This window comes from Microbulbifer sp. Q7, from assembly GCF_001639145.1.
Classification (GTDB): domain Bacteria; phylum Pseudomonadota; class Gammaproteobacteria; order Pseudomonadales; family Cellvibrionaceae; genus Microbulbifer.
Genome location: NZ_LROY01000001.1, coordinates 1,057,026 through 1,074,193, shown reverse-complemented (window position 1 = coordinate 1,074,193; position 17,168 = coordinate 1,057,026). Strand labels below are relative to the sequence as shown.

General features: G+C 59.9%; 20 protein-coding genes and 1 other RNA gene. 9 read left to right on the top strand and 12 right to left on the bottom strand.

What is annotated here, in order from left to right:
- Positions 1-11: 11 nt before the first annotated feature.
- Positions 12-596, bottom strand: coding sequence for a UPF0149 family protein (locus AU182_RS04315; RefSeq protein ID WP_066961091.1), 585 nt, complete (start codon positions 594-596; stop codon positions 12-14).
- Between the two features lie 322 nt (positions 597-918).
- Between AU182_RS04315 and AU182_RS04310 the strand changes: the two genes are divergently transcribed.
- The 4 genes from AU182_RS04310 to AU182_RS04295 all read left to right on the top strand — a co-directional run bounded on the left by AU182_RS04310 (position 919) and on the right by AU182_RS04295 (position 2,483).
- On the top strand, positions 919-1,125 hold the full coding sequence (locus AU182_RS04310; RefSeq protein ID WP_066961088.1) for a TIGR02449 family protein: 207 nt from the start codon (positions 919-921) through the stop codon (positions 1,123-1,125).
- Positions 1,122-1,436: a cell division protein ZapA gene (locus AU182_RS04305; protein WP_066961085.1), complete on the top strand. Its 315-nt coding sequence runs from the start codon at positions 1,122-1,124 to the stop codon at positions 1,434-1,436. The genes AU182_RS04310 and AU182_RS04305 overlap by 4 nt, the downstream gene beginning before the upstream one ends.
- A 177-nt stretch (positions 1,437-1,613) precedes the next feature.
- A non-coding RNA gene (ssrS, locus tag AU182_RS04300) (6S RNA) lies at positions 1,614-1,793 on the top strand.
- A 57-nt stretch (positions 1,794-1,850) separates the two neighbouring features.
- Entirely contained in the window at positions 1,851-2,483 is a 633-nt protein-coding gene (locus AU182_RS04295; protein ID WP_066961081.1) for a 5-formyltetrahydrofolate cyclo-ligase, read from the top strand.
- Between the two features lie 109 nt (positions 2,484-2,592).
- Here the strand turns inward: AU182_RS04295 and AU182_RS16630 are convergent, their stop codons facing one another.
- Complete coding sequence (locus tag AU182_RS16630) at positions 2,593-2,733, bottom strand: hypothetical protein (RefSeq protein WP_162276141.1); 141 nt, start codon at positions 2,731-2,733, stop codon at positions 2,593-2,595.
- 343 nt (positions 2,734-3,076) lie between these two features.
- A complete protein-coding gene (gene ilvA, locus AU182_RS04290) occupies positions 3,077-4,615 on the bottom strand; it encodes a threonine ammonia-lyase, biosynthetic (RefSeq protein ID WP_066961078.1) in 1,539 nt (512 codons plus the stop codon).
- Positions 4,616-4,763: 148 nt separating this feature from the next.
- Between ilvA and rpiA the strand changes: the two genes are divergently transcribed.
- From rpiA to AU182_RS04275, 3 genes are all read left to right on the top strand, one after another.
- Entirely contained in the window at positions 4,764-5,453 is a 690-nt protein-coding gene (gene rpiA / locus AU182_RS04285) for a ribose-5-phosphate isomerase RpiA (RefSeq protein WP_066961075.1), read from the top strand.
- An 18-nt stretch (positions 5,454-5,471) separates the two neighbouring features.
- Positions 5,472-6,095, top strand: a complete 624-nt coding sequence (locus AU182_RS04280; protein ID WP_066961072.1) for a transglycosylase SLT domain-containing protein — start codon at positions 5,472-5,474, stop codon at positions 6,093-6,095.
- Between the two features lie 219 nt (positions 6,096-6,314).
- Positions 6,315-6,659, top strand: a complete 345-nt coding sequence (locus AU182_RS04275) for a DUF4168 domain-containing protein (protein WP_066961069.1) — start codon at positions 6,315-6,317, stop codon at positions 6,657-6,659.
- A 13-nt stretch (positions 6,660-6,672) separates the two neighbouring features.
- Here AU182_RS04275 and AU182_RS04270 read toward each other — a convergent pair whose 3' ends face one another.
- Positions 6,673-6,999 carry a helix-turn-helix domain-containing protein gene (locus AU182_RS04270; protein ID WP_066962137.1) on the bottom strand — a complete coding sequence of 109 codons (327 nt, stop codon included), beginning with the start codon at positions 6,997-6,999 and terminating at the stop codon, positions 6,673-6,675.
- Between the two features lie 234 nt (positions 7,000-7,233).
- On the opposite strand from AU182_RS04270, the gene AU182_RS04265 reads away from it, so the two are divergent.
- A complete protein-coding gene (locus AU182_RS04265; protein ID WP_227718116.1) occupies positions 7,234-8,289 on the top strand; it encodes an AraC family transcriptional regulator in 1,056 nt (351 codons plus the stop codon).
- Between the two features lie 80 nt (positions 8,290-8,369).
- Here the strand turns inward: AU182_RS04265 and AU182_RS04260 are convergent, their stop codons facing one another.
- Positions 8,370-9,593, bottom strand: a complete 1,224-nt coding sequence (locus AU182_RS04260; RefSeq protein ID WP_066961066.1) for an OmpA family protein — start codon at positions 9,591-9,593, stop codon at positions 8,370-8,372.
- Positions 9,594-9,825: 232 nt separating this feature from the next.
- Here AU182_RS04260 and AU182_RS04255 point away from each other — a divergent pair, with 232 nt between their 5' ends.
- The gene (locus tag AU182_RS04255) at positions 9,826-11,154 is read left to right on the top strand and encodes a DASH family cryptochrome (protein WP_066961065.1); all 1,329 of its coding nucleotides are present in this window, start codon (positions 9,826-9,828) and stop codon (positions 11,152-11,154) included.
- 10 nt (positions 11,155-11,164) lie between these two features.
- Here the strand turns inward: AU182_RS04255 and mnhG are convergent, their stop codons facing one another.
- The 7 genes from mnhG to mbhE are packed head-to-tail and all read right to left on the bottom strand — an operon-like array spanning position 11,165 to position 16,988.
- Positions 11,165-11,500: a monovalent cation/H(+) antiporter subunit G gene (mnhG, locus tag AU182_RS04250; RefSeq protein ID WP_066961062.1), complete on the bottom strand. Its 336-nt coding sequence runs from the start codon at positions 11,498-11,500 to the stop codon at positions 11,165-11,167.
- Positions 11,493-11,858 (bottom strand): cation:proton antiporter, encoded by a 366-nt coding sequence (locus AU182_RS04245; RefSeq protein WP_227718115.1) that lies wholly within the window; start codon positions 11,856-11,858, stop codon positions 11,493-11,495. The genes mnhG and AU182_RS04245 overlap by 8 nt, the downstream gene beginning before the upstream one ends.
- Positions 11,858-12,331, bottom strand: coding sequence for a Na+/H+ antiporter subunit E (locus tag AU182_RS04240; RefSeq protein WP_066961058.1), 474 nt, complete (start codon positions 12,329-12,331; stop codon positions 11,858-11,860). The genes AU182_RS04245 and AU182_RS04240 overlap by 1 nt, the downstream gene beginning before the upstream one ends.
- Before the next feature lie 17 nt (positions 12,332-12,348).
- Positions 12,349-13,869, bottom strand: coding sequence for a Na+/H+ antiporter subunit D (locus AU182_RS04235; RefSeq protein ID WP_066961055.1), 1,521 nt, complete (start codon positions 13,867-13,869; stop codon positions 12,349-12,351).
- Positions 13,869-14,261 (bottom strand): Na+/H+ antiporter subunit C, encoded by a 393-nt coding sequence (locus AU182_RS04230; RefSeq protein ID WP_066961052.1) that lies wholly within the window; start codon positions 14,259-14,261, stop codon positions 13,869-13,871. The genes AU182_RS04235 and AU182_RS04230 overlap by 1 nt, the downstream gene beginning before the upstream one ends.
- A gap of 1 nt (position 14,262) precedes the next feature.
- A complete protein-coding gene (locus AU182_RS04225) occupies positions 14,263-14,679 on the bottom strand; it encodes a Na+/H+ antiporter subunit B (protein WP_066961049.1) in 417 nt (138 codons plus the stop codon).
- Positions 14,676-16,988, bottom strand: coding sequence for a hydrogen gas-evolving membrane-bound hydrogenase subunit E (gene mbhE, locus AU182_RS04220; protein WP_066961048.1), 2,313 nt, complete (start codon positions 16,986-16,988; stop codon positions 14,676-14,678). Before mbhE ends, AU182_RS04225 begins: the two co-directional genes overlap by 4 nt.
- Positions 16,989-17,168 lie beyond the last annotated feature (180 nt).

Below are 17,168 nucleotides of genomic sequence, written 5' to 3'. Positions count from 1 at the left end.
AGGTTCCAAACTCAATGCAACGTGGGGCCCGCAGGTTTATCGCCACTCTGGCCAGGATCGCTCTCGGCAGACGGTGGGTTGCATTCCACAAAGATATTCAGTGCCGCCATGCGCACATATTCCTGCACCTCAAAAAATTCCCGCTCCTGTTCCGGGCCATTTTCAAGTGAGGTCGCGTCCAGCTGGGCAATCTCGGCAAAATCCTTCAGCGCCTCACTGGACGTCGCCGGCAGTTCGCCGGTGTATTTACCGACACCAAAGCCGTGTAAAAACCCTTCACACCAGAGGCACAGTGTTTGACCGCGCTCGGCCAGCTCTTCACCGGTGCTGAGCAGGGGCTGGAATGCAAAATTCTTGTCAGACAGGTCTTGCAGGCTCTGCTCGACGAGTTTCAGGCTGTCGCGTGCCAGATCTGCGGGCAGCGCTTCCAGGTCGAGAAACTCCGCCGTTTCATTTTTCCAGCGGCCCTTGTCGGGGCGCGCACCGGCGGCGAGCAGACCGCAAATAAAGCCGTGCAGTTCGCTCGGTCCGATTTTACCGCCAGCGGCGACTATCTGATTAGCGAGATCGTCAAACGAAACCTGCGCTGCGGACATAAATACTCCTGAAGACCTCTGCGAATCGCGGCGGAGAATGCGCAATCACTCTCACCGAAATGCATCCGCAATCTGCTGTAAATTTGAACGGCGACCGGGAAATCTGGCTGCCAATACGGACAATGGGAGCGCGCGGCGAGGATGTGCGAATAAATCACCAAACTGGCGAAATATTGACTACTCACGCCCCATATAAATGGCACATAGACCCTGAGGACAATTGACCCTCCCATACACCGGCAATATAGTAGCGGAATCCCCCGCCTCGCGCAGGTGGCAGACGGTTCGCTGACATGGGGGGACCACGGAACACGCAGGAATTATGGATAAAATACAGGCGTTAGAACTCAAGCTGGATACACTGTTGCAACAGTGCCAGCAGCTGGCTGCAGACAATCGCGCGCTGCGCGAGCAGGCGGGCCAGTGGCAGCAAGAGCGCCAACGGCTGATTAAAAACAATGAAGTGGCTCGCAGCCGGGTTGAAACAATGATCAACCGGCTCAAGGGCCTGGGCCAAGATAACGGATGAGCAGTAAAGCGCACAATTCAGCGACGGTTGCGGTAACGATTCTCGACAAGGAGTATCGTGTTGCCTGCTCGGAAGAAGAGCAGCCCGGCCTGCAGGCGTCTGCAAAACTGCTCAACGAGCGCATGGCGAAAATTCGCAACAGTGGCACGGTAATCGGCGCCGAGCGTATTGCGGTCATGGCGGCGCTCAATATTGCCCACGAACTCATTCAGGCCAAGGCAGACCTGGCCCGGCAACCGGTGGAAGAACAGATGCTCGACCGGTTGCATGAAAAAGTACAGGCCGCGCTGGAAAAGTTCGACACCATCTAAGCCCGTCACTCGGCCTGCCGCTGTGCAGGCCGCTTCGCCCGCCCCCAACGTTTCCCCGTACTCCGCAAAAAACCGCATGCCCCGCGGCAATTCCGGCCTCACTTGACTATCGCAAAAATGCACCTTTTGCCGGGAAAGTCCGTTTAGCCAAGTCTGCCCACAAGGGGTATACTCTTTCTTGCCCTGAAGTGTTGGCCAGTTGACTATGTCCTGAGCCGATAATTCTACCCTGGAGGATCCCAGCGGATGTTGGTGTGCAAGTCCGCCTTGTAGCGGAAAGCCTTATGCATTCCGGGAGCCCCCACCTTGAGCCTTACGGTTCAAGGCTATGTCATCAGCCGCACCTTCGGGGCCCCAATTTCCCTTCCCGCTGTGGTCCGCCGTGACCCTGGCAATCCGGGCGCAGAAAACACGATGGCAATGTCCGATTCCGCCACCCCATCCAACGCGACATTATCTGGCACAAAACCCTCCAAACAGCAGCTGCGCCGACAAATCCGCGCCGCCCGCCGGGCACTGAGTGCACACCGGCAACGCCTGGCCAGTCGCAAGCTATGCGCGCGGCTGGCGCTGTGCCCGGAGGTGAAACGAGCGCGCCACATCGGCCTTTACTGGCCGATGGACGGCGAGATTGATCCGCGCCCACTACTGGAGCGCTTTCCGCACAAGCGTTTTTACCTGCCGGCGTTGCCTCGCGCGGCGCGTACCGCCATGTTGTTTTTACACTGGCCCGGCACAACCCCGCGCTACCGCAATCGCTATGGCATTCCCGAGCCCGTCTTGGGCCGCTCCAGCGCCATCCGCGCAGACCGGCTGGACCTGGTGCTACTCCCCCTGGTTGCCTTCGATCCCAGCGGTGCACGGCTAGGCATGGGGGCCGGTTACTACGACCGCACTTTTGCGTTCAAACAGCTGCGCCCGGGCAGCGGGCCGGCTTTGGTGGGGGTTGCCCACCAGCTACAGTGTGTCGACCACCTGCCGGTAGAGCCCTGGGACATCCCCCTGAAGCTGGTGGCCACCGACCAGAGGGTTTACCGCACCCTCTAACCGGCCCCGAATCGTGCAGACACAAACCCTGCAGACACAAAAAAGCCGAACCGCTGCGAGCAGGGTTCGGCTTTTTTGCTTTGGCATCAGCCAGCGACGGGCGTAAGGGTCAGCGAGTGACCACTCCCTGCTGCAGGGCTGCCGGGGCTTCTTCTTCGTCGGAAGAGAACACCTCGGTCAGACCGGAACTGCTCAGCAGTACGCCCGCAACAAAGACAACTACTGCGAGTGTCAATGCATCGGGTTTCATGGGGACCATCCTGTAAGATTTGAATTCTTTTTGTTTGCGAACTCTTTCGTTATTACCTGGCGATCTTCGCCGCCAGTGGCGATTTGGACCCCAACCAGCCAAAAAGTTCAGACTACAAACGGGGCATTTGCCGCCAATCTGCTCCTTTCAGCGGGCCTCTCCGGGCCAATCACCGATCAAAAGATACGCGATTAGTGCCCAAATAGTAACCCGTCAAGGTCTTTTTTTTGAGAAAACGCTCACATTTTTAGAATTGCAAGTTCGACAGGTCGAGCGCGGTGATCTACTCGTCGCAAAAAATGCGGACCAAAGCACGATTTCGGCGCCATTCGCCCACTTTTACTCAGTTTTCTTCCGTTTCCCGGGCCTGCGACAGGAAGAAACGGTAGGCAGGATTTTCGGTTTCCTCCCAGAAGGGATAGTGCAACTGGTCCAGCAAAGCCCTGAGTGCCGCGCGCTCGTCTGCGGCCACCTCCAGTCCCACCAGTACCCGCCCATAGGCGGCGCCGTGGTTGCGATAGTGGAACAGGGTGATGTTCCAGCGGCCCGCCAGCTGCTCGAGAAACTTGCGCAGGGCGCCGGGGCGCTCGGGAAATTCAAAGCGGTATACCACCTCGTCCTCAATGCCGGGCGCACGCCCGCCCACAAGATGGCGAATATGCAGTTTGGCCATTTCGTTGTCGGTCAGGTCCGTCACCTCGTAGCCGCGCTGCTGGAGCTGGCTCACCAGCTGCTGGCGGTCGGCATCGGTGGATACCTGCATCCCCACGAAGATATGCGCTGCGCCGCTGTTGGCGTAGCGGTAATTAAACTCTGTGATGGAGCGGTCGCCCAGGTCGCGGCAAAACTGCAGGTAACTGCCCGGTTTTTCGGGGATGGTGACTGCCAGTACCGCCTCGCGCTTCTCGCCGATCTCGGTGCGCTCGCTGATATAGCGCAGGCGGTCAAAATTGGTATTGGCCCCGCTGCAGACCGTCGCCAGCGCCTGGTTCTGCACGCCACTCTGGTCCGCGTACTTCTTCAGCCCGGCGAGCCCCACGGCGCCGGCGGGCTCGGCTATGGAGCGGGTATCTTCGAAAATATCCTTGATAGCCGCACAGATTTCATCGGTGGTCACCGTGATGACGCCATCGATGGTCTCGCGCAGCACGCGGTAGGTTTCCTCGCCGATCTGCGCCACGGCGACGCCATCGGCAAATAGCCCCACCTGGGGCAGGCGCCCCTCGCGGTTGCCCTGGGCCATCGCCAGTTTCAGACACGCGGCGTCTTCCGGCTCCACCGCGTAGACCTTGATTTCCGGACGCACATACTTGATGTAGGCGGCCATGCCGGCGGCGAGGCCACCACCACCCACGGGGATAAAAACAGCGTCCAGGTGGCCCGGATGCTGGCGCAGCAGCTCCATCGCCACCGTGCCCTGGCCGGCGATGACATCGGGGTCATCGTACGGGTGGATAAATACCAGGTCGCGCTCCTCCACCAGCTGTCTCGCTAGCGCCGCCGCCTCGTCGAAGGTGTCCCCGTGCAACACGACTTCCGCACCGCGCATACGCACGGCATTGACCTTGATCGCCGGGGTCGTCGACGGCATCACGATGGTGGCACGCACCCCCAGCTGCTGCGCGCCCAGCGCCAGCCCCTGGGCATGATTACCCGCAGACGCCGCAATCACGCCCTTGGCGCGCTGCTCGGGGGCCAGCTGCAGGAGTTTGTTGTAGGCGCCGCGAATCTTGAAGGAGAACACCGGTTGCAGGTCTTCCCGCTTCAGCAGAATACGGTTGCCAACACGGTGCGACAGCTGGCGCATGGGCTCCAGCGGGGTTTCGATGGCGACATCGTAAATGCGCGCGTCTAAAATGCGCTTGATATAGGACTTGGGCATGACAGAAATCGGCAGCCGGTGGATGTTAGGGAGCCCGCCAGTCTAATCGCTATGCAGCAGCAAAGCCACATCAAAGCCTGTTTTGCGCGAGAAAATATTCGCAATCGGGCATTTTTATCGCAAATATTGCACAAGGACGCTTCTCCCCATGACAGAGCCCACGAACCAGGATCAACTCAAGCAGGACGTCGCCCGCGCCGCAGTGGAATACATCACCCCCATGCTGGACGCCGATACCATTGTGGGTGTCGGTACCGGCTCCACCGCCAATTACTTCATCGACTTTCTGGCGGAAAAAAAGGGCCTGTTTGACGGTACCGTCGCCAGCTCGGAAGCCTCGGCCGAACGCCTGAAGTCCCATGGCATTCCAGTGTACGACCTGAACGCGGTGGACGGCATTCGGGTGTACGTGGATGGCGCCGATGAAACCAACCCCCTGCTGCAGCTGATCAAGGGCGGCGGCGCGGCGCTGACCCGGGAAAAGATCGTCGCCGCCTGTTCGGAAGAGTTTGTCTGTATTGCTGACGATAGCAAGTGGGTGCCGGTGCTGGGCAATTTCCCCCTGCCGGTGGAAGTGATCCCTATGGCGCGCTCCTATGTGGCCCGCGAAATCGTCAAGCTCGGCGGCGACCCGGTCTATCGCGAGGGCGTGACCACCGACAATGGCAATGTCATCCTCGACGTGCACAATATGCAGATCGCCAAGCCCCTGGAGCTGGAAGACGCCATCAACAACATTACCGGCGTAGTGACCAACGGCCTGTTTGCCGCGCGCCCCGCCGACGTACTGCTGCTGGGGACAGCCGAGGGTGTAAAGACGGTCAAGTCCAAGATTTAAGCAATAATTTGAGAGCTGATGATTCACAAGAATAAGAAAGGAAAACTGGCGCTGCTTGCCCTGCCGCTACTGGCGGCAGGTTGCGCCACCACCCCGCCGAGCAATACCGACAATATCTGCGAGATTTTTCGCGAGAAAGATGGCTGGTATCACGACGCGGCCCAGTCTGCGCGCAAGTGGAACACCCCGATCGCCACCATGATGGCGACCCTGCACCAGGAATCCCGCTTCGTACACGATGCAAAACCGCCGCGCACCAAGATCCTGTGGATCATTCCCGGCCCGCGCCCGTCAGATGCCTACGGTTACCCACAGGCCCTCGGCACCACCTGGAAAAGTTATCAGCGCTCCACCGGCAACTATCGCGGTGACCGCGACGATTTCGAGGACGCGATCGACTTTGTCGGCTGGTATCACAACACCAGCCAGCGCCAGTGTCGCATCAAGCCCAATGACACCTACCACCTGTACCTCGCCTACCACGAAGGACAGGGTGGCTTTAACCGCCGCACCTACCGCAACAAAAAATGGCTACAGAAAGTGGCTCACAAGGTATCCGCGCGGGCGAGCACCTACCAACGACAGCTGAATAGTTGCGAAGCTTCCCTCAAGAAGCGTAAAAAATTTCTCGGCCTGTTCTGAGCAGGCCGCGGCATCAGCGCACAAACCCACTGCCGCCGGACTCATCTGGCGGCGAATCACACAAGCCTCCGTGAATAACAACTACCCTTTGCAGACAGCGCTTTGCCACCGCGATGTACTCTTAAAAACGGATCCCAGATCAAGGCCCTGTAGCCCTCATCCAACGCTGGGCGTGCAAATCCGCACAGAAGCGTTTTCATCGATAACGAGAGGTGCTTCATGAAGCCGACCGCCATCTATTCCGCCGCACTTGCTCTGGCTCTCGCCGTTTCCAGTGCCTTCGCCGAAACCGCCGTTAGTGATGCCCAACTGCAGAAATTTGCCGATGCCTATCGCTCCATCGTTACCCTGAGCCAGGAATACGCGCCCAAAATCAAGGCCGCCGCCGACGCCGCTGCCGCAGAAGCGATTAATGTGGAAGCCCAGTCGAAAATGGTGGCCGCGGTACAGAGCGCCGGCCTGAGCAAGGAAGAGTACCAGGGCATTGCCACGCAACTGCGCAATGACCCGGCCCTGCTGCAGAAGGTCAATGTCATCCTGCAGCAAGCCGCCAAGCAGCAGTAATCGCCAACTCTGGTTACTCCGGCGCCGGAATTTGCTCCGGCGCCACATCAAGCACCCGCACGATATCTGCAAGATGGGCACACACCCAGTTGCGATCAATGGATCCCCAGTCTTTCAGCGCATAGTAACCGTCGTTATTGCGCACCCCCTGCTGCACAAATTCCACCCGGGTACCGTGCCCCGGTAGCCCCTTGGCAATCACATCCTGAATAGTCCGGCGCGGCCAGCCCGTCGCCTCCTCCAGCGCGGGATTGTTCGGGCGCGACAGTCGCTCAATCAAATACGTGATCAGCAGGCGCCGACAAATAGTGGGGTTGAGGTCGACCTCGTGAGCAGACATTGCGCTTTCCTTCTCGCCGTTGGTGGGGTGCGGATACCCCATTTGTAGCACATCGAGCCCCCAAAATCCTGTGCGGCCAGGTAAGTCCTCCGGCGCGACCCGGGACTTTGTTATGCACCTTTTTGCATAATCTTGCATAATCCGCTCCGCGTGCCCGCTGAATACTGCATTGCAGTGGGCCTCACAGAGACCAATAAACCTGGATTACTTCTCACCGACAGCGGAAGCGTGACTGTGGAAACCGAAACCCTCGTTCCGAACACGGATCAGCCAGCAATCGAGTACAGGGCACCGGGCATTCTGGCGGCGGCCGTCTTTGCCCATCTCGCTGGCGCCAGCGCCGCCGGCATTGACTGCGACCAGCTGCTGCGCGATGCCGGCATCGACCTCGCCAGTGCCTCAGAGGCCGACGCGCGTATCGGCCGCGAGCAGCTTGCACACCTGCTGCGCCTGCTGTGGGATCAGCTCGGCGATGAATCCGGCGGCTACCTGGCGCGCCCGTGGCTACCGGGCACCTTTGCCATGATGGGCCACGCCACCATCACCTGCCCCACGTTGCGCCGCGCGTTACTGCGCTCGAGCCGTTTTGTGGCCATGGTCAGCGACGATCTGCATATCAAGCTGGTGGAGAACGGTGAAGAAGCCCAGCTGATCTTCCACCATGAAAACCACAAACAGCTTCCCAACCAGAACTTCGTCGAGTCCATGGCGGTGATCTGGCTGCGCTTTTTCAGCTGGATGATCGACCGCACTATTCTGCTGGAACGGGTGCACCTGGCCTTCCCACCGCCAGATTACGACGAAGACTACAACGACATGTTTCCCTGCCGGCACTACTTTCACCAGCCGGAAACCTGCCTGGTGTTCAGCACGCGCTACCTGAGCATGCCGCTCACCCGTGACGCCCAGCAGTTGAGCGAGTTTCTGGCCCGTGCACCGGAATGCCTGCTGACCCAGTACAAGTCCGACAACAGCTACACCGGCCGCATCCGCCGCATGCTGCAGGGTGACAACGGCATCGAGAACCTGGCACTGGACGATGTGGCCGAACGCTTGTTCACCTCCCCGCAGACGCTGCGTCGCCGCCTCAAGGACGAGGGCAACAGCTGGCAAGACATCAAAGACTCTGTGCGCCGCGACATGGCCATGTACCAGCTCAAGCAACAGGAAACCCCGGTGGCCGACATTGCCGAGCGGCTCGGTTTTTCCGAACCCAGCGCCTTCAACCGCGCCTTCAAAAAATGGACGGGGCTCGCACCCGGCGCCTACCGCGAAAAGCATCGCGACTGAACCGGACACATAAAAAAACCGCGGCGAACCGCGGTTTTTTTATGTGTGGCGTCAAAGCGCCAGTACCTTGGTTGAATCGATCACTCGGTAAACGAATCCACCTTCACCAGAATTCGGCGATTCATCTGCTTTCCTTCCTCGGTATTGTTGTCGGCCACCGGATTCGCCGACCCCATACCCACGGCCTTCACGCGCTCCTCATCGATACCGGAGTTAACCAGCAGGGCTCGCACCCCTTTGGCGCGCGCTTCCGACAGGGTCTGATTCGCAGCGGCATCGCCATCGCTATCGGTATAACCCTCGATAGTGATCTTGAGCCCAGGATTTTCCTGCATGATGTTGATCAGCGCCTGCACATCTGGAGCTGACGCACTGTTGGGCATGCTGCCATCGGTCGGGAATTCAATGTTCAGCAGGAACTCGCGGCGCGGATCGCGGTTGGCATCGCTCAAATACGCACGGAACGACTGCTCAAAATTTTCGGTGGTGACGGGCGCATCCGGTACCGTGGTGGTGCCGCCGTTCAGTGTGGGATCCGTGGGCGTTTCCTCCACAATCACCTCATCCTGCTGCATCACACCGCCGGTGCCATCGTCCACTTTTTCTTTCTTGGCGCACATATTCAGCGCCCACAGAACCCCCAGTGCAATCAGCAGCGGCCACAGCCATTTACCAAAGCCGCTTTTTCTCGCCGGTGGTGTGTTGTGCGCGGCATGCGCCGCCTGGCGCGGTGAGGTTTCCACCACGGCGCGCTCTGCCAGTTCATCCAGGTTATCGGCGCCCAGCTCTTTCAGCAGGCCCGGCGGCAACTGATCGCGAATATGGGTTTTCTGCCCCAGCAGCAACGCCGCCAGGCCTTCCATATTCAGGCCTTTGCTTTTCACCAGTTTGCCCACCATCGACATGACAATGGGCGCTGCAATCCGAATGAGGGAACCACTTTTGGTACGGTCCAGGCCCAGCGCCGAGGAAATGACATCGCCGACCGCGTTGTGGCTTGTGCCGAATACCGAGTCCAGCACATTGCCACCCACCTCCTGCAGACTGGTCATTTTGTCTGCGCTGGAAAAGATATCGGCGGGAGAGGACAGATCCATATCGGTGCTTTTGACGGCCATATTCAGCAAGGTACCGAGACCGCTTTCACTGCCCGCCTTGTTCAGCATGCCCGCCAGCACGGAGGCCGCCCCGGTGGTGAACGCAGGCTCGGCTTTGCCGTCCCCGAGGCCCAGCGCATTACCCAAAGCATCGAGCCCCGATTGGCCCAAATGGCGCACCGCCATTTCCAGAAGATTATCAGCCATTTGCATACCTCATGTTTGCCGTCGCGATTGTCATTGGCGACATCACTCTCAACAGTGTACGGCATCAAAATCCTCGGGTTAGGCCGTTTCAGAATAAGAAAATGCCAGCCAATCAGCATTTTAAATGCAAATCGTTCTCCCCCCTGCGCCATGCGATACTGTAAATATTGCGCGCATGGGCTAATTTGTTCAGACCAGCCATTCCACACATTCGGGGTTCACCACAGCGAGAATGAATAACCTAGTCTGGTTCCGCAATGATTTGCGCAGCAGTGATCACCCGGGGCTGTACGAAGCCTGCCAGAGCGCGCAACAGAATAGCGGCAAGGTACTGGGGCTCTACTGCCTGGACCCCCGCCATTTCGCCAGGGACCAATACGGTTTTCGGCGCACCGAAAAATTCCGCGCGCAATTCCTGCTGCAAACCCTGAGTGACCTGCAGCGGCAACTTGCCTCGCTCAATATCCCGCTCTTGATTGCGCACGAGCACCCTGAGGTAGCAATCCCCGGGGTGGTCGACACCTTCGGCATCAGTGATATTTATCTGCAACAGGAATGGACGCGCGACGAGCAACGGGTACGGGACTCGGTCATGACAGCCGCTGGCATGACCACCGTAAAAGCGCATGAATTCTACGGGCAGTTCCTGCTCCATCCGGAAGACCTGCCCTTTTCCCCGCAACAGCTGCCTGGGGTTTTCACCGCCTTCCGTAAGGCCTGCGAACAACAATGGAGCGTACGCCCACCGGTGCCCCGCCCCTCGCCCATGCCCGCACCGAACTGGCAGCCGGCCACACAGGCGGACTGCCCGCTGACGCTGCCAACATTTGAGCAGCTGGGGCTTTCCGAATTCACTCCCGACACGCGCAGCGCTTTTCCTTTTTCCGGTGGCGGTGCCGCTGCCCAGCAACGGATTCAACATTATTTCTGGGAAACGGAAAATCTGGCGCGCTACAAACACACCCGCGATGGACTGGTCGGCAGTGACTACAGCAGCAAGCTGTCACCCTGGCTGGCCAACGGCAGCCTCTCGGCGCGCCAGCTGTACTGGCAGATCAAAGAGTTCGAACGCGACGTGAAAGCCAACGAAGACACTTACTGGCTGGTGTTTGAACTAATGTGGCGGGACTACTTCAAGTATGTGAGCCTCAAGCATGGCGATCGGATTTTCCAGCTCGGCGGCATTTTGGAAAAAGACTACCCGTGGCAGAACGATCCGGACGAGCTGGCGCGCTGGATCAATGGCGACACGCAATACGACTTCGTCAATGCCAACATGCGGGAAATCGCCGCAACCGGCTGGATGAGTAACCGCGGCCGCCAGAATGTGGCCAGCTATTTTGCCCGCGAACGCCAACAAGACTGGCGCATTGGCGCCGCCTACTTTGAAAGCCTGCTGCTGGACTACGACGTGCACAGTAACTATGGCAACTGGATGTACAACAGCGGGGTGGGCAACGACCCGCGGGACCGCCGCTTCGATATCGAACGCCAGGCCAGTATTTACGACAAAGACCGGCGCTACCGAGACCTGTGGCTGGCACCGGCCGCTGCGTCATAGCCAGCTACTGTTACTGTTGTTCGCGCGATGCTGACTCCGATGGCCCAGTGGTATCCCCTTTCCACATGGGGGAACCGGTGCGATACGCCGCACGGGCAATCATATGCGCCCCCACGGGCACCGTCAGCAGCAGAAAGAGGATGGCCGCAACAACCCGCGCCGTCACCCTCGCGTCCTGCAATTGAATCGCCACTGCCGCCAACAGCAACCCGCAACAGAGCGTGGCCGCTTTGCCCGAGGTGCTCATGCGCGTGTAAATGTCCGGCATGCGCACCAGCCCCAACGCTGCGGTAAATCCGAAAAAACTCCCACTCACAATCAACAGGGCCAGTAGCCATTCAATCATCACGCTGCTCCCTCTCCGTCGCGCCGGATTCTCCCTTTTTGGTACTCTCGGACGAAGCCGCCTCGAACTGCCGCTGCTCCACGAAGTGTCCGAACGCCACCGTGACCAGAAAGGCGACCAGCGCCAGGGCGATTGCAGCATCCAGGTACACGTCGCGCCCGGAGGCGATCGCCAGCAATGCGCAATAGGCCACGGCGAGAATATTCAACACATCGAGCGCCACCACCCGGTCGGCCAATGTCGGCCCGCGCGCAATGCGAAGAAAGCACAGCCCCAGCGCCAGCAGCAGCAGCCAGGAAGCCAGATCGATCGCCAGCGCCAGCAGTGGTGAATTGCCCTCCACTATCGCCTGTAACATCAGTCGAACACCTCTCGCACTCTCCGCTCCATGCCTCCGCGCAGCTCCTGCAGAAATGCCTGCTCACTGCGGGCAAACATCGCGTGCACATACAGCACGCCCTCCTCGGGGTCCACGTCCAGCACCAGCGTACCGGGCGTGAGTGAGATCAACTGCGACAACAATAATAAGTGGTTGCGCTCTCGCAGCTCGGTGTCCACTCGGATTACCCGCGGCTGGCTTTTGCGCACAGGCGACAGAACCTCTCTGGTCGCACGAAAACCGGAGGCAACCAGCTCTTTGAGAAAAAACACCAGCAGACCGAGTATACGTGGCAGGCGACGAAAATAGCCGCGACTGATTTTGCGCACCGGCGACATGGCCATGGCCGCATAGCCCACCACAAACCCGGCCACGAAATTCGCCAGTGAAGCATCGGCGGTGAGTGCGCACCAGCTGATCGCAAGCAGAATATTCATCAGAAACAGTTTCATAAAAAGCTCCCTTGCCGCTATCGCGCGGCGGGCGACAACACCGCGCGAATGTAGCCAGACGGATCAAGCAGCTCGTCGGCAGCAGCCTGAGAAAACTCCACCAGTGGTTGCGGGAAAAGCCCCATTGCCAGCGTAATGGCGACCAGAAAAATCGCCGGGGCCATGCGCTGGAAGCGTTCCGCGCGCGGTAGTGCGGAGATCGGTAATGGTGTGCCAGCATCCTCTGTAGATCGTGGATGCGGTTTCCAAAAGGCCTCGCTCCAAATCTTGCTCATGGAAAACAGCGTCAGCGCACCGGTGACAAGCGCGATGGCTGCCACCCAGTAGGCGGCCTGATGCAGGCTGGCATTAACCAGCATCAGCTTGGCCCAAAAGCCGGAGAGTGGCGGGAAACCCGCCAGGCTGAACGCGGCAATAAAAAACACCGTCGCCAGCAGTGGGCTCGCGCGGTAGAGCCCGCCGATTTTCAGCAGCTCGAAACTGCCCGCCATGCGTTTTGCCGTGCCGCTAATTAAAAGAAGATTGGTTTTGGCGACGATATTGTGCGCCATATAGAACACGGTGCCGGCGAGAGCCAGGGGGCTGAACAGCGCCAGCCCCAGTACCAGAAAGCCGATCTGGCTGACAATATGAAACGCAAGGATGCGCCGAAATTCATAGTGTGCCGCAGCGCCCAGCACGCCGCTGAGCATCGTCGCCAGCGCCGCAACCAGTAACAGCTCTCGCGCGAAGCCGAAGTCCGCGGGAAAAATTACGGTGAAGGTGCGTATCAATGCATACACACCCACCTTGGTGAGCAATCCGGCAAATACCGCGGTAACCGCCACCGGCGGTACGTGGTACGACGCCGGCAACCAGAAGTACAACGGAAAAAGCGCAGCCTTGATACCGAACGCAACAATCAATAGCACCGCCAGCATATGGGTGGCCGCTGGCTGGTCGATCTCTGCCAGGGCGAGGTGGAGCGCAGCCATATTCAGGGTGCCGGTCAATCCGTAGATCATGCCGATCGCCATCAACATAAACAGCGTGGAAACCAGGTTCAGGGCCACATACTTGACCCCGCCATCGAGCTGCTCCCGCTCCCCACCCAATACCAGCAGCGCAAACGAGGCGATCAGCATGACCTCGAACCAGACGTACAGATTGAACAGGTCACCGGTGACAAAACTGCCGCACACTCCCGCCAGCAGTAATTGATAAAAGCCGTGGAAACCCAGCGTCTCTCGGTGCTGGTCGACGTCGGCCAGCGCAAACACCGCCACCGACAAACCCACCAGCGCGGCCAGCAAGAGCATAATCGCGCTCAGGCGATCAACCACCAGTGTGATACCAAACGGCGCCGGCCAGTTGCCCATCTGCGCCGCCACCGGCCCTTGATCCAGCGCCTGCATAAAAATGCTCACCGCAATGAGCAGCAAGCCCGCACAACCCGCCATGCTCAATCTGCGGGAAAGTTGCGGCTGACGCCGGGCAACGAAAGCCAACAGGCCTATGGCGATGGGCCACAAAAACGGTAGCGCCAGCAGCCAACCCATCAATCCCCCCGGTGCCCAGTCGAGGACCCAGTCGAGGGCTCAGGCAGGGGCTCCGCCAGGCGCATGTTGTCCGCATCGATGGTGCCCAGCTCGCGGTAGCATCCCACCACCAGCGCGAGCGTAAACGCCAGCAGGCCAAAACCGATCACAATAGCCGTGAGGATCATCGCCTGGGGCAGGGCATTCGCCACTGGCTCCACCGGCGCCTCCGCCCCCTTGGGAATCAGTGGCGGCACCACACGGGTCAGGCGCCCGGCAACAAAAATCACCAGATTGGCCGCGTTGCTAAGCAGAATCAGCCCGAACAGGTAGCACAGCAGGTTGGACGCCAGCATCAGGTAGACACCGGTGGCGGTCATCACGCCAATCACGATCACCAGGGCCGACTCCATGTCAGTCCTCCTCAAGGGTGAAGAACAACGCCAGTACCGACCCCAGCACCGCCAGGTATATACCGACATCAAAGAGTAAAACGGTACTCAGCGGGATCCCTTTCTCACCATCACCGCCACCAACAAACAGCCACAGACCGGTAAACGGGGGCTGCCCCTGCAGGGCGCCGGGCACCGCCGATGCGATTGACAGCATTGCGCCCAGGGTCGCCAGCCTCACCGGCGGCACACGCAGTGCCGCCCGGGCTTCCCGCAGGCTCCATGCCAGGGCGTACAGGATGAATGCCGCAGCCGCAATCAGGCCGGCAATAAAACCACCGCCGGGGAAGTTATGTCCGCGCAACAGCATGTACACCGAGAACAGTAGGATCAGGGCCACCAGCAAGCGCGTTGCGCCCTGCAGAATCACCGAATTCATGGCGGCGCCTCTCCCTGCTGTGAGCGTTCGTCGTGCCCCTTTTTGCGTGTATGGCGCAACAGGGCGGCAGCGCCCACCGCCGCGACCAGTACCACGACCACTTCGCCGAATGTGTCCAGTGCACGGAAGTCCACCAGGATCACATTCACGATGTTGCGCCCAAACGCTTCCGGCACCGCAGCGAGTTCAAAGTATTCCTTGGTGGGGCTCACCAGTGGCTGCTGGATCACGGCCAGTAACACGAAGCTCACGCTCGTGCCCACCAGCAATGCAATCAGCGCATCCCGGTATCGTGGGCGAGTACCCCGTACCGCCATCGAGTGCGGCAGACGATGCAGTGTCATCGCCACCAGTACCAGGAACAGGGTTTCCACCAGCAACTGAGTAATCGCCACATCCGGCGCGCCGAAGAACAGATAGATCAAGGCCACACCCACCCCCATGCCGCCGAGACTGCAAATGGCCGTGAGCGGCGCACGGGAACCCATCGCCACCAGTGCGCCGGTCAGCACCAGCGCCATTGCCGCCCACTCCTTGAGTGTGAGCCGCTCCCAGTTGAAGCTGGTATCAAAGCCGCCCGTGTGCAGGAGCGCCCAGCCCAGCCCCAGCGCGACGGTGGTAAACACCACCGCCATGTAATGCTTGAGCACGCCGTGCTGCAGCCACCGAGTCTGTGCGGCCGCCGCGTGCTTGAATCCCGCGAGCCCGCGATCCCACTGGACGTCCATGCGCGCAGGCAGCCGCCTTGCCAGGCGATGCAAGCGTGCCCGCAAACGGTCCTGCAGCAGGTACACGGCCAGGCCCAGCAGTAGCGTGGCAACACTCATCATCAACGGCAGGTTGACCCCGTGCCAGAGCTTCAGTTTGACCACTTCCGGGCGACCGAGAATGGCGGTAACCGCCGGCTGCACCAGGCTGTCAGCCACCAGCGCCGGCGCCACCCCAAAGGCAAACCCCAGTAGCGCGAGGACCAGTGCGGGCACCCACAGACCCGGGCTAGCCTCACGGGTCGTCGACAGGTTGGGAGGCAGGCGTCCGCAAAAAGGCCGCAACACCACCGTGGCGGATACCGCTACGATCAGGGCATTGGCAAATACCGCGGCAAACGCCACCAGCATGGGACCTTCGGTAATGGCCAGCGCCCCCTCGTACTTGAGTTCCTTGCCAATAAATCCGAGAAATGGCGGAAACCCTGCCATCGACAGGCCCGCTGCGAGGGCTATACCAAAGGTTACCGGCATCCGCCGGAACAGCCCGCCGAGCGCGTGTAATTCCCGCGTCCCGGTCTGGTGATCGATCATACCTACCACCATGAACAGCGCTGCCTTGTACAGCGAGTGCACCAGTACAAAGGTAATTGCCGCGGCGATCGCCACACTGGCATCCGAGCCGAGAAACATGGTGAGGGTCCCCAGTGCCACCACCGTGGTGTAAGCAAGTGCCAACTTCAGATCCGTCTGGCGCAGCGCCAGAATCGCCGCCACGATCGCCGTTACCGCCCCTACCACGGTCAATATCCACATCCAGGGCCCAGTGCCGCCGAGTACCGGATGCAGTCGCGCCAGCAGGTAAATTCCCGCCTTCACCATGGTGGCGGAATGGAGATACGCGCTGACGGGAGTGGGAGCCGCCATGGCATTGGGCAGCCAGAAATGCAGCGGCATCTGCGCCGACTTGGTAAAAGCGCCGATCAGTACAAGAACCAGAATCGGTACGTAAAGCGCATGCCCCTGCACAAGGTCCCGCGCCGAGAGCACTTCGGCCAGGTCATAGGTACCGGCGGCGGATCCCAGCAGGATCAGCCCCGCCAGCAGTGCCAGCCCGCCCAGTGCCGTAATCAGCAGTGCCTGCAGCGCGGAGCGCCGTGCCGTTGCACTCTCGTGGTTGAACCCGATCAGCAGGTAGCTGGCAACCGTGGTGACCTCCCAGAACACAAACAGTGTGATCAGGTTGCCCGCCAGCACCAGCCCGAGCATGCCAATCATGAACAGCAACAGGTACAGGAAAAAACGCTTGAGCAACGGATGGCTGCGCAAGTAGAAGGTGGCATACAGGGAGACGAAAAAGCCCACGCCGCTGACCAGCAGGGCAAACAGCAGGCTCAGGCCATCGACCAGGAAGGCGAAATCAACGCCGAGGCTCGGCACCCAGCGGACCGCAAACACCAACGGCGCCTCGGCGCGCACGGCGCCGATCAGTGACACCAGCCACAGTGCTACGGCGAGAGAAAAGAGAAGTAGTGCCAGCGACCAGAGTGTGTCACCCCATCCTGAGGGACGCTGATCGCCGGCGTGCACATCGGTATACATCGCAGTCCGTGCGCGGCACGCGTCCGATACCCGGGAAAGGAATCACGTGACGGTTTAAGTCCATGGGGGAAGCCCCATTGTGTGCGAAAAGTATAGACGGGGTGCAGACCACGGCGGCGCCGATTTCTCGGCACCGCCGCTGCTATGCAATGGGTAGGCAATGATGACGAAATAGTTACC

Bases quoted from the DNA above. Each gene is read 5' to 3' on its own strand.
- AU182_RS04275 (WP_066961069.1), top strand. From the start codon at position 6,315: ATGAAGCCGACCGCCATCTATTCCGCCGCACTTGCTCTGGCTCTCGCC.
- AU182_RS04240 (WP_066961058.1), bottom strand. From the start codon at position 12,331: ATGAAACTGTTTCTGATGAATATTCTGCTTGCGATCAGCTGGTGCGCA.
- mnhG (WP_066961062.1), bottom strand. From the start codon at position 11,500: ATGATTGAATGGCTACTGGCCCTGTTGATTGTGAGTGGGAGTTTTTTC.
- AU182_RS04245 (WP_227718115.1), bottom strand. From the start codon at position 11,858: ATGTTACAGGCGATAGTGGAGGGCAATTCACCACTGCTGGCGCTGGCG.
- mbhE (WP_066961048.1), bottom strand. From the start codon at position 16,988: ATGTATACCGATGTGCACGCCGGCGATCAGCGTCCCTCAGGATGGGGT.
- AU182_RS04225 (WP_066961049.1), bottom strand. From the start codon at position 14,679: ATGAATTCGGTGATTCTGCAGGGCGCAACGCGCTTGCTGGTGGCCCTG.
- AU182_RS04260 (WP_066961066.1), bottom strand. From the start codon at position 9,593: ATGGCTGATAATCTTCTGGAAATGGCGGTGCGCCATTTGGGCCAATCG.
- AU182_RS04310 (WP_066961088.1), top strand. From the start codon at position 919: ATGGATAAAATACAGGCGTTAGAACTCAAGCTGGATACACTGTTGCAA.
- AU182_RS04235 (WP_066961055.1), bottom strand. From the start codon at position 13,869: ATGGGTTGGCTGCTGGCGCTACCGTTTTTGTGGCCCATCGCCATAGGC.
- AU182_RS04270 (WP_066962137.1), bottom strand. From the start codon at position 6,999: ATGTCTGCTCACGAGGTCGACCTCAACCCCACTATTTGTCGGCGCCTG.
- AU182_RS04295 (WP_066961081.1), top strand. From the start codon at position 1,851: ATGGCAATGTCCGATTCCGCCACCCCATCCAACGCGACATTATCTGGC.
- ilvA (WP_066961078.1), bottom strand. From the start codon at position 4,615: ATGCCCAAGTCCTATATCAAGCGCATTTTAGACGCGCGCATTTACGAT.
- AU182_RS04305 (WP_066961085.1), top strand. From the start codon at position 1,122: ATGAGCAGTAAAGCGCACAATTCAGCGACGGTTGCGGTAACGATTCTC.
- AU182_RS16630 (WP_162276141.1), bottom strand. From the start codon at position 2,733: ATGAAACCCGATGCATTGACACTCGCAGTAGTTGTCTTTGTTGCGGGC.
- AU182_RS04280 (WP_066961072.1), top strand. From the start codon at position 5,472: ATGATTCACAAGAATAAGAAAGGAAAACTGGCGCTGCTTGCCCTGCCG.
- AU182_RS04255 (WP_066961065.1), top strand. From the start codon at position 9,826: ATGAATAACCTAGTCTGGTTCCGCAATGATTTGCGCAGCAGTGATCAC.
- rpiA (WP_066961075.1), top strand. From the start codon at position 4,764: ATGACAGAGCCCACGAACCAGGATCAACTCAAGCAGGACGTCGCCCGC.
- AU182_RS04315 (WP_066961091.1), bottom strand. From the start codon at position 596: ATGTCCGCAGCGCAGGTTTCGTTTGACGATCTCGCTAATCAGATAGTC.
- AU182_RS04230 (WP_066961052.1), bottom strand. From the start codon at position 14,261: ATGGAGTCGGCCCTGGTGATCGTGATTGGCGTGATGACCGCCACCGGT.